Annotated in this window: 15 protein-coding genes; 8 read left to right on the plus strand and 7 right to left on the minus strand. The window is 54.8% G+C overall.

The features are described from left to right. Positions 1–24 precede the first annotated feature (24 nt). The gene (locus ACLPGZ_RS05375) at positions 25–549 is read left to right on the plus strand and encodes a carboxymuconolactone decarboxylase family protein (protein WP_115635278.1); all 525 of its coding nucleotides are present in this window, start codon (positions 25–27) and stop codon (positions 547–549) included. On the opposite strand, the gene ACLPGZ_RS05380 is transcribed toward ACLPGZ_RS05375, so the two are convergent. After that, positions 546–1,487, minus strand: a complete 942-nt coding sequence (locus tag ACLPGZ_RS05380) for a LysR family transcriptional regulator (protein WP_052159245.1) — start codon at positions 1,485–1,487, stop codon at positions 546–548. The genes ACLPGZ_RS05375 and ACLPGZ_RS05380 overlap by 4 nt on opposite strands. A 236-nt stretch (positions 1,488–1,723) precedes the next feature. Here ACLPGZ_RS05380 and ACLPGZ_RS05385 point away from each other — a divergent pair, with 236 nt between their 5' ends. The 3 genes from ACLPGZ_RS05385 (at position 1,724) to ACLPGZ_RS05395 (ending at position 3,730) form a co-directional block, all read left to right on the plus strand. Beyond that, positions 1,724–2,209, plus strand: a complete 486-nt coding sequence (locus ACLPGZ_RS05385) for an alanyl-tRNA editing protein (protein ID WP_321387521.1) — start codon at positions 1,724–1,726, stop codon at positions 2,207–2,209. Between the two features lie 125 nt (positions 2,210–2,334). Next, positions 2,335–3,069 carry a 2OG-Fe(II)-dependent halogenase WelO5 family protein gene (locus tag ACLPGZ_RS05390; protein ID WP_009462634.1) on the plus strand — a complete coding sequence of 245 codons (735 nt, stop codon included), beginning with the start codon at positions 2,335–2,337 and terminating at the stop codon, positions 3,067–3,069. A 1-nt stretch (position 3,070) separates the two neighbouring features. Then, a complete protein-coding gene (locus ACLPGZ_RS05395; protein WP_321387525.1) occupies positions 3,071–3,730 on the plus strand; it encodes a LysE family translocator in 660 nt (219 codons plus the stop codon). A 217-nt stretch (positions 3,731–3,947) separates the two neighbouring features. Here the strand turns inward: ACLPGZ_RS05395 and ACLPGZ_RS05400 are convergent, their stop codons facing one another. The 4 genes from ACLPGZ_RS05400 to ACLPGZ_RS05415 all read right to left on the minus strand — a co-directional run bounded on the left by ACLPGZ_RS05400 (position 3,948) and on the right by ACLPGZ_RS05415 (position 9,054). Next, positions 3,948–4,070: a putative transporter small subunit gene (locus ACLPGZ_RS05400; protein WP_009462638.1), complete on the minus strand. Its 123-nt coding sequence runs from the start codon at positions 4,068–4,070 to the stop codon at positions 3,948–3,950. A 33-nt stretch (positions 4,071–4,103) separates the two neighbouring features. Further along, a complete protein-coding gene (locus ACLPGZ_RS05405; RefSeq protein ID WP_035269247.1) occupies positions 4,104–5,807 on the minus strand; it encodes a sodium:solute symporter family protein in 1,704 nt (567 codons plus the stop codon). 527 nt (positions 5,808–6,334) lie between these two features. Next, positions 6,335–7,132 carry a winged helix-turn-helix domain-containing protein gene (locus ACLPGZ_RS05410; protein ID WP_137430795.1) on the minus strand — a complete coding sequence of 266 codons (798 nt, stop codon included), beginning with the start codon at positions 7,130–7,132 and terminating at the stop codon, positions 6,335–6,337. A gap of 1,046 nt (positions 7,133–8,178) precedes the next feature. Continuing rightward, positions 8,179–9,054, minus strand: a complete 876-nt coding sequence (locus ACLPGZ_RS05415) for an ATP adenylyltransferase family protein (RefSeq protein WP_137430796.1) — start codon at positions 9,052–9,054, stop codon at positions 8,179–8,181. Positions 9,055–9,171: 117 nt separating this feature from the next. On the opposite strand from ACLPGZ_RS05415, the gene ACLPGZ_RS05420 reads away from it, so the two are divergent. The 4 genes from ACLPGZ_RS05420 (at position 9,172) to ACLPGZ_RS05435 (ending at position 11,369) form a co-directional block, all read left to right on the plus strand. Continuing rightward, on the plus strand, positions 9,172–9,549 hold the full coding sequence (locus tag ACLPGZ_RS05420) for a RidA family protein (RefSeq protein WP_009462650.1): 378 nt from the start codon (positions 9,172–9,174) through the stop codon (positions 9,547–9,549). A gap of 92 nt (positions 9,550–9,641) precedes the next feature. Next, complete coding sequence (locus ACLPGZ_RS05425) at positions 9,642–10,139, plus strand: RidA family protein (RefSeq protein ID WP_115635281.1); 498 nt, start codon at positions 9,642–9,644, stop codon at positions 10,137–10,139. 145 nt (positions 10,140–10,284) lie between these two features. Next, positions 10,285–10,635 (plus strand): CidA/LrgA family protein, encoded by a 351-nt coding sequence (locus ACLPGZ_RS05430; protein ID WP_009462654.1) that lies wholly within the window; start codon positions 10,285–10,287, stop codon positions 10,633–10,635. Continuing rightward, positions 10,635–11,369, plus strand: coding sequence for an LrgB family protein (locus ACLPGZ_RS05435; RefSeq protein WP_021447054.1), 735 nt, complete (start codon positions 10,635–10,637; stop codon positions 11,367–11,369). The genes ACLPGZ_RS05430 and ACLPGZ_RS05435 overlap by 1 nt, the downstream gene beginning before the upstream one ends. 20 nt (positions 11,370–11,389) lie before the next feature. Here the strand turns inward: ACLPGZ_RS05435 and ACLPGZ_RS05440 are convergent, their stop codons facing one another. Further along, the gene (locus ACLPGZ_RS05440; protein WP_009462658.1) at positions 11,390–12,007 is read right to left on the minus strand and encodes a trimeric intracellular cation channel family protein; all 618 of its coding nucleotides are present in this window, start codon (positions 12,005–12,007) and stop codon (positions 11,390–11,392) included. 8 nt (positions 12,008–12,015) lie between these two features. Next, the gene (locus tag ACLPGZ_RS05445) at positions 12,016–13,245 is read right to left on the minus strand and encodes a muropeptide transporter (RefSeq protein ID WP_239055042.1); all 1,230 of its coding nucleotides are present in this window, start codon (positions 13,243–13,245) and stop codon (positions 12,016–12,018) included. Positions 13,246–13,250: the final 5 nt, after the last annotated feature.

A 13,250-nucleotide genomic window follows, 5' to 3' on the forward strand; every position in this document is an offset into this window, starting at 1 on the left:
GCTAGTTATACATAAAGGAGAACCATGGCCCGCCTACCCTATGCTGACCTGAAAGCCCCCGACGCCGCCCCACTGGTAGAGCAGATCATTGCAGAGCGCGGCAGCGTCTTGCACCTGTACCAGATGCTGCTGCACAGCCCACCCATTGCCAAAGGCTGGCTGAATCACCTGACCGGCATACGCCACAACAGCAGCCTGCCGGGCGATCTGCGCGAACTGGTCATCATGCGCGTAGCCCTATTGAACCGCGCCCCTTACGAGGCCGATCAACATGCCCCTATCGCGCTGGCAGAGGGGCTGAGTCAAGCCCAACTGGATGCCCTGCCCGACTGGCAAGACTCCGATGCCTTCACGCCCATTCAGCGTGCTGTGCTGGCTTACACCGATGCCATGACTCTGAATGTGCAAGTGGAGCCCGCTGTTTTTCAGGACGTACGCCAGTATTTTGATGAAAAACTGATGGTTGAGCTGACCGCCACCATCGCTACCTACAATATGGTGTCGCGCTTCCTGGAAGCCTTGCACATTCATTCCGACGACTCGCGTTAAAACGGCACCCTGAGCGCCTCCGTCCGGCCACCTCCCAGGCGCCCCGCCAGAAACTCCACAAACAAACGCAGTTTGGGAGGCAAATGGCGGGTGGGCGGATACAAGGCCCACAAGGCACCACAATACTGCGTACGGAACTCCCAATCGGCCAGCACGCGCACAATACGCCCTTCCAGCTCCGGCTCCCTGGCCACAAAGCAGGGCAAACTGCCTATCCCCAAGCCGCGCTCCACCGCATCCAGACGCACACCCGTATGGTTAGCCGCATAGCGCCCGCTAACCGACACATTCAGTACCCGCCCGCCTTTATTGAAACGCCAACGTGAATCGCTGGGTGCCTCGCCCAGGTAGATGCAGCTATGTTCGCGCAACTGCTGGGGATGAACGGGCAGGCTGTGTTCGGCCAGATACTCCGGACTGGCGTACAAGCCATGCCGAATATCCGTCAGATGACGCCCCATCAAACCGGGCGGCGGCTGATCCGTGATGCGTATCGCCAGATCCAGCTGATCGTCGATCAGGTCTGCATAGCGATCATCCAGATTCATCAGCACATTCACTTTGGGGTGCGCCGCCAGGAAATCCGGCATATGCGGATGAATCAGAAAATGCCCCACGGCTTTGGGAACACTCAAGCGTATCTGCCCCTCCGGCTCGGTCTGGAACTGCCCCGAGATCTCCATCGCGGCCTGGGCGCAGGACAGCATGTCACGGGCATGCTCGTAAATTGCCTGGCCACTGTCGCTTAGCCGTAATTTACGCGTCGTGCGCTGCAATACCCGCGTTCCCAAACCTTTCTCCAGACGCGCAATGGAACGGCTGACTGCCGACGGGGTATAGCCCAGTTGGCGAGAGGCTTCGGAAAAGCTGCCTGTCTCCACCACTTTGACAAAAACCACCATATCGCTCATCAGGGATGTGAGATTACTTGTGCTCATAGGGAATAAATTATTTCAATGAATTGCAATTATCAGGACTGCTCACTATGCCTACAATGCCTTAAAACCAACCTACAGGTAATAAAATGCAAGATAAATTATATTTGACTAGCAATAGCCTTACCTGCATAGCGAAAATCCTGGAGTGTTATCACTCCGAAAATGAGCGTTATGCTGTCAGGCTGGATAAAACCTTATTTCATCCCCAAGGCGGGGGTCAGCCTTGCGACAAAGGCATGATAAATGGGCACGAGGTCCTGCATGTGGCTCAAAACCGCGACGGTCACGTGCTGCACTACCTGCATGTGCGCCTGCCCCTGGGGCCCGTAGAACTGCATATTGATCGCGCTCACCGACTGGAGCACGCCCGCCTGCATACGGCCGGCCACCTTATCGGCCATCTGGTTGAACGCATAGGTTGGCAGGCCGTAAAAGCGCATCACTGGCGGGGCGAGTCACGGGTGGTCTTTCGCAACCCCAAGGATGCTCTGCCCCCCTTCCTGGATGATTTGTCCAATCGTTGTGCTGAACAGATTCAATTGGCTCAGCCAATTTCCATCAGTTTTCAGGAAGGGCGCCGCGAGGTTGCGATTGGTAGCCTGGGGTGCTACCCCTGCGGCGGCACACATGTTGAAAACACATCCGAATTAAATGGACTGAAAATAATCCGTATAAAAAACAAAAAAGATGAATTGAGCATTCATTATGAAATGATGAATTAATAAATAATAAAAATCATGGCAGTTTATTAGCTCTGGCTATTATCGGAAAAGAAAAACAATTCTTTTAGAACCCCCAAGGGAAGTGAGATATGTACTTAGAGACCGAACGATTGCGGACTGAGCATATGCAGTCCCTGCTAAATGGCGAACTCCTGGCTATCCGCCTCTCCGGCTTCATTGATGCGCCCACCTCACAAAAGCTGGGCGAGCAAATCATAGATAAAGGCTTTGATCGCTATGTGAACGCTCCGAGCATCGGCCGTATTGGCATGGCTTTTTACGAAGCCGAAAACCAGCCCGAACGCATGGCCTCCTATTTCGAGGGGGTTTTTGACAATATCGACGAACTGCGCCGCCGCTGCGCCCCCTACCTATCCCCGATTGATGTGCTGCGTTGCACGCTGGATGAAGTCTGGCCTGCCGGAGCCACACTGGAGACCTTGTACGGAAAGAAAATGTATGTGGGCTTGTCGCGCGTGGTGCAACCCGATGTGCGCTTTCTGGCGCATCACGACATTTTGGCCAAGGACGCCCCCGGTAATTACCAGGCCATCAGTCTACAAGGCCAGTTGGCCGCCAATGTCTATTTGAAAATGCCCGAACAAGGAGGTGAACTGCAAATCTGGCAAACCGAACTGAGCCCGGATGAATTTGATGAAATGCGTGGCGACAGCTATGGCATCCATCCTGATTTGTTGGGCACCCCCGAAGTACAGATACGCCCCGGTCCGGGCGATCTGATTATTTTCAATTCTCGCAAAATGCATGCCGTCACCCCCGGCAAGGGCGATTTGCGCCTGAGCCTGTCTTGCTTTGTGGGATATCGCGGCCCGGCCATGCCGCTGACCTTCTGGAGTTAATGTGTTGCAAACCTATTGGCCAGAGTTCGCTACTCTGGCTTTGATTCATTTTTTGGCCGTTATTGCCCCTGGACCAGATTTTGCTGTCACCATCCGCCAAAGTGTGCGGCTAGGCCGCCAGGCCGGTATTGCCACTGCCATTGGTATTGGCGCCGGAATCTCCGTGCATGTGATCTATACCTTGATGGGCGTGGGAGCCCTGCTGCACTCCACCCCCTGGCTGATGAGTGTGGCCGAGGTATTGGGAGGTGCCTACCTTCTCTATATAGGCTGGGGATTCCTGCGCCAGGCCAGCACACCGATGGAAGTGAGCCTGGCCGAGTCCGACAATGGCAAACCCGCTGCTGTCAGCGTGCGCCAGTCCTTGACGCTGGGCTTCATGACCAATGCCACCAACCCTAAGGCGACGCTGTTCTTTCTGGCCGTGTTTACTACCGTGGTCAGCGCCAGCACGCCTTTGACGATCCAGATGCTCTACGGCGTCTGGATGTGCCTGGTTAATGCGGGCTGGTTTATTGTGGTCAGCCTGATCTTTACCAATCCTCGCGTACGTCAGCGATTCCTGCGTATGGGAACCTGGTTTGAGCGCGTGACAGGGGTTCTACTGCTGGGGTTTTCGCTGCGCCTGCTGATCCATGCCGGTCAGCGCATCCTGTTTTAAGCCCGCCGACAAGCCATGGAGCCCAAGGCTACGAGTGATAAGGTCTGCGCAGCAGAACCATCAGACGCTAAACAGCACACAGGTTTGACTTCATGCCTGTACTCACCATCTTGGCCTGAGCACCGTCTGGCACCTGTGCGGCGCTTTGGTCTTGGCTTGGGCTCTGCACACCATAAAAAAATCCCCGCCCTGAACACAGGGCGGGGATTTTTACTCCTTAGACCATGGACTCACCCGTCTTGCGGGCGTTGCGCCAGTCACGGACCAGGTTACCGACCAGCAGAACCAGAATGATGGCTGACATGACTGGCCAGACCAGAAAGTAAATCGTCATAAGCATAGTGTTCTCCTTTTAACGTCTTGTCTCATACCCTCAAGCACGAGCCGAGGCTGGCTCACCTTGTTTCGACTCCCGAACTTTCTGCTTGCTCGGTGCAGGTGTGTCATCGTAGTGAAACGACTGCACACGCTCGGCAAGCACAGAGAAATCAAAACGTTCCTGACTACGCAAGCTGATGGCCACACACACCACAGCGCTAACGCCATAGGCGGTCAGGGAACCCATCAAAACAAGGTACTCACGCAAAAAGCCAATGAAGTTGGGCAAAAGAATCGCAGTGGCAATCACCCCCACCGCAATCGCAATACGGCTGCGGAAGAAGGCAAAAGCCATCAAACCGGCAACCACACCGCCACCAATCGAAGCGGTAATCTCATAGAACACGGCCACCGCACCTTCGATAGGAATCAACTCAAAACGCACGATCGTAAACAGCACGACGGCACACAACACCGACCAGCTAAAGGCTTTGTTGGTAACACGATCCCAGTAAAAGCTGACAATGACCGGGAACACAATCGCGCCCCACAAGGCACCCACAAACACCAGCATGACCAGAATATCCAGCTTCAGGCTGGCGAAGATCACCCCCACCATCGTGGCAACCACCATGGTGATACGGCCCCACCACAACATGCGGGCTGGTTTTGGACGACCACGAGCAATGTTTTTGGCGTAGATGTCGGTCATCACGATAGCCGACAATGCAGCCAGGTCCGAGTCCGCCGTGGAGGACAAGGAGCCCACCACCAGGATGAAGAACAAGGCAATGCCAAATGGCGGCAAGTAGGTGGACGCCATCTGCGGGATGATGTTGTTCATGTTTCCATCCACAGGCTGCAAGCCGGTGAACAGAGCCAGCAAACCCAACATGCCCAGACCAATCACCACGGCACCATAGCCAATGGTGGCCGTCAGGAAAGTGGGTTTGATCAGGTCCTCGCGTACGGCGAACAGGCGCTGGGCAATGGTTTGGTTACCAATCGCATAAGCCAGCACCGCCACAAAATACGGCGCCCCCTGCTCCAGAATTGCCTTGGTGGAATAGAAGTTGGCTTGCTCGGAATCCAGACGCCACCAGTTGGCCTGCACCATCTCCGGGCCACCGGCGTTAAAGAAGATCAGCGGGATAATGACCACGGCCGACAAAATCATGGCAACCAGCTGGGCAAAGTCCGTCATCACCGAGGCGCGGAACCCCGACCACAGGGTATAGGACAAGACGCCCAGACCCGCAATCAGCACACCTTGAATAAATGTCAGAGGGCTAAGGATCGAGACCAACGCACCTGCCGCGGTGAAGTTCACCATCAGGCTGATACCACTGCCTACCACGTTGGAAATCGCCATAATCATCTGGCTGGACGAGCCGTGCCGTGCATGCAGCACCTCGGCCAGGGTGTGCGCCTGCGGGGCCAACTGGCGAAAACGTCGCCCGAAGGGGTAGATGAACAAGATCATCAAGGCTCCCCATAGCCCGTAATGCAGAGGGCCGGATAGCCCGTACTTGAAGCCCGAGGTCGCGCTGGCATAAAACGACGCCGCCCATACCCAGGTGGCAATCATGCTGGCCGCCGACAGGCCAAACCCCACCGCACTGTTGGATACCATGTATCCGTCCACGTTTTCTTTCTTTTGACCAATCATGAGCGACATCAGGAACGTCGCGCCATAAAAGCCGACCAATAACAATATGGCCGTCGTGGTTGAAAGCGTAAAAAACTCCGCCTCTTGCATGTCTTTCCTTTTCTCTTCTGCGCGAGAGCCACTTGCACCACCTGGCTCACTCGCATGCATGCCGATTCCGCATTAACGCGCTGGGCGACACCCATCCCAGGACCAGAACCGAAACACTTGAACCGAACGCGCGCACAAACGCCCCCGCCCTTGGCACAAGCCAAAGCGAGAAAAAAGCAAGACACAGCGCAAAGTGCCTCACATTGCGGCGAGTCTGCGGGCCTTACAGCAAATAAACATGGCCAGAGACAAGCCGCTCTGTTGCAGGCCGATGTCGTGTGAGACAGTCGGCTGGTTGTTCCGCGACCCAAGGGCCGGGCAAGGTGTTTCGGGCTAAAGCCGGGTTGTTGTGCAACAACCTGTTGAAGAACGAGCCGCCATTTTGTTATGCAATTTTGTCGCACCTGAACGGCCTGTTCGAGAAGCTGATTCAATGAACCAGAGCGATCAATTATACATATTTAAAATTTAAGGGTCTATATCATGCTGTTTCAGCATCGAGAAAGGGCGTTCCAGCCCTTTACTAATCATTCGTAGACCTCATCATTGCTAAGGCTCACGCGTGTCAGCTCCTGACATGCAGCGGGTACTTTGCCCACAAAAGCGTAGCCTTCCCCGCGCACCGAACGAATGGGCAGCTCCTCTCCCATCGCGGTTAATTTACGTTTCAAGCGACTGATCAAAACGTCCACAGAACGGGCAGTTGCCTCCCGCCCCTCTTCCAGCGGAAAAAGGCGATCGCGTTCTACGGTTTCTGGACAGACGGAAAACAGAACCTGAACAATCCGACGCTCACCGCGGGTCAACATGACAGAATGGCCTTTAGGCGTCATCATGGTCCAGCCGTTTTCGGTCAAATCCCATAACTGGGACTGCGGTTTCACATCCTGTTTTCGCATGAAGGTGATGGCTGGAGGCAAACCGTCTTGCGCACCGCGCAGACTCTGTTGCAAGGCAAAACCACGACGACGCAAGGCTTGTACGCAGGCCACCACCTCTACCGGCAAGGCATCTTGATCGAAGCAGGCATCAGCTCCCACCAGCAGCAGATGACCCCGTTCCAGACCAGCCATTTTGTCGCGCCGCACAACAATCACCCCCGCAGCCGGAAAATCCATACGCAAGCGATTAATGTGCAGGAAAACGTTGTCAGCATGACACAGCAAGGCCAATACCATTTCGCCTGCGGCGATGTGCGCCAGCGACAAGCATTTCTCCATGGTTTCAACTGTCTGAACTCTCACCCCCCACTGCTCCGACTCCAAAACGATCTGCCGCAAACTGGCATTGTCGTCATGCAACAGGAAAGTCTGTTCAACCGTCATAGTCCTCATCCTTGCAGGCCCTCTAAGGCACCTGTATTTCTTCTAACCTTGGACCTGCCTTAACAGACGCTGAGCAGCATCAGGCATGGATAGGTAAAGCATTCCCTGTTTCAGGGACTCATCAATTCGGGCAACCTGGGCTATCCGATCTTCCATGCCTAAAATCCGCGAGGCTCCCACATTAGCAAAGCCAACGTCAGCCAGTCTATGCGTGGCCAATAAATTAATTTGAAAGTTCGCTAAACACTGGCGCTGATAGGCTCAAACTGCCCTTAGCCGTGAAATCATTGATTTGACAACCACAAAGACCACTTCCCCTCCTCAACAGACCTTGACGACAAACCTAAATCCCCATTCATGGAAACCTCAATTAAATTCTCTCCATTATTCTATAATTTGATGTTTTCTATTCCCATCGAGACCCATTACGCCCTTCCAAAACAAAAAATATAAAATAAATTCCCTATTTTAATTTTGTTTTAAATTTCAGTACCATTTCACTATCAACGAACGAAACAGCTAACAGGCACACCACCGTGCGCATAAATGTATCGCCCCACAAGCAGGGCAGATAGTATTCACTCAGCACAAAACCCAGCTACAAAGACCAACACCGTGCCAGCCCCTGCTGCGCGCCCAAGGCAAAACCAATACGTAATAAAACCAGCAAATTCTGGAGCAATAAGAAAAACATGAGCTTCAGACGAAACATACTTAAGCAATTCACCTCTTGAGACACAAAAATTTACTTTCACTCAAGCTGATGTAATTCTAATAATTAAAACCGCGCATACATTAACACTCTGCGTCTCAAACACGCTATATTTCTATTTAGTCCCACAACAAAAGTTACATTATTTCAGTTCATTTCTTTTTAAACCCATTAAACGCCGCCTCAAATCGCAAAAATGCGAAAAGGAGGACTCATTACATTCAAATATTTGTCTTTTGTTTCAGATTAGTAAATGAAGCATCCAAACAATACGCAAACACACAAATAAAAACCCCGCCGTAGCGGGGTTCATCATGTCCAGCAGACTCAAGGGTCAGGCACGGCGGGCATAGCCTGCACGAGCCAACACACCCAGTGGGCCAATTTGGCGGACCAGATCTATTTGCTCGGGGGTGCGCACATAAATGCAGCCTGCATACGACAGTGCATTGACCGAAATACCGTCAACTAACTCCACGCTGCGGGGCACCACCAGCATCCACCCCTGGCCTGCCAACATATTATGTGGCGGCAGCAAGCCATCTTCTGCCGGTTCCAATCCCAACTCATTGCAGGCAGTTCGGTACGAACTCAAAAGACTGGCTGCCAAGGCTTCCGGCTCCTGCGCATCCTGCAAACGCACAAAACAGTGTTCAAAAGCCAGCGCGGGATGTTGATGCGCACTGCCTGCCGCAGCCTGGGTGGGGAGCTTGTCCAGATACAGGGCCAGCGAGCCGTTGCTAGCCGCCTGTGGAATCCATTGTGTATGTTTATGACGCTGACTGGCCCCAGCCGGGCCACCGCCGTTATAAAAGCCCAGACCGCCTTGCACGGCCAGGAAATCCGCCAGAATTCGGAAATCAATCTCGCGCAGCGGGCTGAGCTGTTCGGAAAACACCTTGTCGGCCAGCACCAGATGCAGATCACAGACGGCAAACTTGTTCAGCACGATATTGTGCGTACTACTGGCGTCATCCACTGTCAGTGCCGGGGCAGGTGGCAAAAAGGGATTGAAGTTGGGGTCACGTGGCCCACCTGGAATCGAGACGCTGGCGGCATCCTTGGCCGCCAGAGTGGATACCCAACGCACAAAAAATGTCAGCCCCTGATCGTGCATCAGCTCTTCCTGAGCTTGCACGGGCAACAAATCACCGCTGGCCAGCGCGGCCTGGCTTAGTTGGTCCAGGCGTTGCAAAATTTCCTTGCTCACGTCGTCTCACTCCTCATTTGAAGTTGTATAGTGACGCCTTATTGTAGGCAAGAGACGCGAATAAACGCGCATTGCTGCCTAGTCCGAATTTTCCACCATCCCTATCAGGAGTATTCCATGTCCGGTATCCGCCGTATTGCCAGCCCACTGCCACTGCCCTTCTCGCGTGCCACCATGGCTGGCGGCTTTCTGTTCTTGTCCGGCCAGATTCCTTACGACGCCCAAGGTGAAGTGGTACGCGGTTCCATCCAGGACCAGACCCACGCTGTATTTGATCGCCTGATCGAAGGCCTGGCTCTGGCTGACGCCACTCTGGCCGATGTAGTCAAAGCCACTGTCTGGTTGTCCGACATGGCCTTGTTTGCCGACTTCAACAAAGTCTACGCCGAGCGCTTTGGCGACACCCTGCCTACCCGCTCACTGGTTGAAGCCAAGCTGGCCAAAAACGTAGACGTAGAAATCGAAGTGCAGGCCTGGCTGGGCGATCGCGCCTAAGCAGCCTTAAGGCCGACGGGCCGTCACACAAATTAACGCTGCCTGGCCCTGGCTATGGCACACTGAATTCCCCTAGTCCAAGGAGAATCCTGATGCGTTTTTTTGCTTCGGCCCGTCACATTTTGCTGGCTTGTTCTGCCTTAGGTCTTGGCGCCAGCAACCTCGCCTATGCCGCCAACACGGGCAAAACCGCAGAACCGACTGCGATCAAACGCTATCTGGGCGACTCGGACATGCCTTTTTCCCGCGCCGTGCAGGCCGGGGACTTTCTATTCCTGTCGGGACAAATCCCGCTGAATGAAAAAGGCGAAATCATACGCGGCAGCATTGAAGATCAAACCAATGCCACGCTGGACCGGATTGAAGAGACCCTGAAGCTGGCAGGTGCCGACTTCAGCCATGTCGTCAAAGCCACGGTCTATTTATCCGATATTGCCTTGTACGAGCAATTCAACAAAATCTATAAAGAACGCCTGGGCAGCAACTTCCCGGCCCGCTCTCTGGTACAAGCCAAACTGGCGGGTGGTGTGGATGTGGAAATCGAGGTTCAGGCCTGGATGGGTGCGCAAAACAGCCCCGCCAAGCATTGATGCAGGCCACTTACTATAGGTAATTCGATATAAGCAGCCCGCTTACAGCCTGGCTATCTTGTATGGCACACTAACACCCTTAGCCAGACCCTTTACCCACGCCAGGCTTGCCGCCTGGCGTTTTCGTGCCTTTACGGAAACTCTCATGATCTACGCGATTACTGCCCTTTTCGCCTTTCAGCTATTAGGCGAGATCCTGGTGCAGACCTTGTCCTTGCCATTGCCAGGCCCTTTGGCCGGCATGCTGCTTCTGACTGCCGCCTTGCTGATTCGAGGCGGCGTGCCCAGCTCTTTGGAGAGCACGGCCAGTGTCATGCTGCAGAACCTGATGCTGCTGTTCATCCCCGCTGTCACTGGCGTGATGTTGTATTTTGATCGGGTGGCCGAGGAATGGCAGCCCTTTTTGATCGCCACCCTGGGTGGCACCGTCATCACCATGGTGGTCACAGCCCTGGTGCTCAATCGTCTGCTTAAGAATCGTCAGGAAGAAGAATAATGACGGACGGACTTTTTCAAATCTGGGTCTTTTTATCCAGCTCGCCCCTGCTGTGGCTGACCTTGACCTGCTCGGTCTACGCAGGCTCGGTCTGGATGTACCGCCAGTCGGGCAGTAGCCCCTTTTTGTTGCCGATTCTGGTCTCGGTCGTTGTGATTGTGGCCCTGCTCTTGCTGACCCGCACGCCTTACCCCGTTTACTTTGAAGGGGCCAAGTTCATTCACTTCCTGATTGGACCGGCAACCGTCGCCCTGGCTGTACCGCTCTACAGTCAACTGCGTCAGCTGCGCAAGATCTGGAAGCCGCTGACCATTGCCCTGATCATTGGCTCGGTTACCGCTATTTTCAGCACGGTCCTGATTGCCTGGGCTTTGGGCGGATCAATTGAAACCATCATGTCGGTTGCCCCACGCTCGGCCACCATGCCGATTGCCATGGCCTTGGCAGAACAATTTGACGGTCAGCCTTCCTTGGCTGCTGTAGCGGTTGCCATTACCGGGATTGCGGGCACGATCATGGCGCGCCCGCTGTTGAACTTGCTGCGCATTGATCGCCCCGAGGCTCGGGGTTTTGCGGTGGGTGTAACGGCACATGCCATTGGTACGGCACGTGCCTTGCAGGTTCACGAAACGATTGGGGCATTTTCCGCCATTGGCCTGAGCCTGAACGGGATCATGACCGCCGTGCTGGTTCCTTTTGTTCCTATAGTCCTGCGCTGGTTAGGCGTGGCCTGACCTGGCAAGACAGGCTGGCTCTAGCGCCATTCGTCTCGATAGACGAAGCGGGGCATCTGCCAATTGCGGTGCAGAGCCAGCATACGAAAACTCAAGCCGATGATCATGGGGCCCAGCAGGGTCACATACGGGTGCCAGTCCAGATGCTGGGCACCCAGATACAAAGCGCCGGTCAGCATGGATACGCTGGCATACATCTCCTTGCGTAGCAGCAAGGGGATGTCATTACACAAGATGTCGCGCAAGACGCCACCGGCACAACCGGTAATCATGCCGCTTAGCAGCACCACCGTAATGGGCAACTTCATTTCCAGTGCGATCTGACAGCCAATCACGGTAAAGACCACCAGTCCCATGGCATCGAGCAGCAGGAACAGGCTATGCAAGCGCCGCATGATCGGAGCGATCAAAGCTGTGAGGATGGCCGCGCCTGCCGTGATCCAGAGGTATTCAGGATGCTGCACCCAGGTCAGCGGGTAATGCCCTAAAAGCACATCCCGCACCGAGCCACCGCCCAGAGCGGTGACACAGGCGATGGTACAGACCCCCACCCAATCCATGTCACGACGGCCCGCGGCCAGCGCTGCGGTCATGGCCTCTGCAGTGATGGCGATAATGTAGAGAACAAGTAAGAGCATGATATTTTTTACGCATCAAGCTGTTGAATAAGACCCCGGTAACAACGCAGCATCAGCAAGCCAGGCACAGCAATAAAAACGGTACAAATAAAAAAGCCTGGCCAACCCAGGGATTCGACCAGCACAGGCGTCAGAGGCCCGGCCAGATAGGTACGCCCCACTGCCGACAGGGCCGACAGCAGCGCAAATTGAGTGGCGGAATAGGTCCGATTACACAAAGCCATCAGCAAAGCGACAAAAGCCGCTGTGCCCAGGCCACCACACAGGTTTTCCAGTCCGACCACAATCCCCATCAGCCACATGGATGGCGCGGTTTCAATCGCGATCAGCCAATAGCCCAGGTTGGAGACGGCCTGCAAGATACCAAAAATCATCAAGGCCCGGTATAGCCCCAGGCGGGCCATGATCGCCCCACCCATCAAGGCTCCGACGACCGTAGCAGCCAGACCAAACACCTTATTGATAGTGCCGACCTCGGACAAGGTAAAGCCGGCTGCACGAATCAGAAAAGTGGTGGACAAGGCACCTGCAAAAGCATCACCCAGCTTGTAGAGCACAATCAGCGCCAGAACACTCCAGGCACCTGGACGCGAGAAAAAATCGGCCAAAGGCGCGATCACGGCTTCTGACAAACTGCGCGGTGGACGGCTTTGTTCCTGTGGGTCGGGTGAAATCAGGGTCACCAGCGCGCACAGCGCCATGAAGGCACCCATCAGAAAATACGTGTTGGACCAGCCCAGCCAGCGGTCCGCCAGAATCAGGGCCAGGCCGCCGGACACAATCATGGCAATGCGATAGCCCATGACTTTGACCGCCGCCCCCGCCGCTCGCTCATGTGCTTGCAGCACGTCCGTGCAATAAGCATCGAAGGCTATGTCCTGCGTGGCCGACAAGAAGGCCACCCACACGGCCAGCAAGGCCAGTGCGGTCAAATTCACCGAGGGAGAAAACAGGCCTATGGCCGCAATGGAGGCGGCCAGCAGCAGTTGAGTGACCAGGATCCAGCCGCGCCTGCGCCCCATGAACGGCGGCGCGTAGCGATCAATCAGGGGAGCCCAGAGAAACTTCAGCGTGTAGGCCGAGCCGACCAGGGTCAGAAAACCAATCTCGGTCAGTGAAACATTTTCAACTGTTGCCCAGGCCTGCAAGGTGCCTGAAACCAGGGCCAGAGGCAGGCCGCTGGCGAACCCCAGAATCAGCAAAGGCAAGACTCGGGGACTGGTATAGACACGTGACACGTCAG

The sequence above is a fragment of the Alcaligenes sp. Me129 genome (assembly GCF_050487245.1).
Lineage (GTDB): Bacteria > Pseudomonadota > Gammaproteobacteria > Burkholderiales > Burkholderiaceae_B > Alcaligenes > Alcaligenes phenolicus.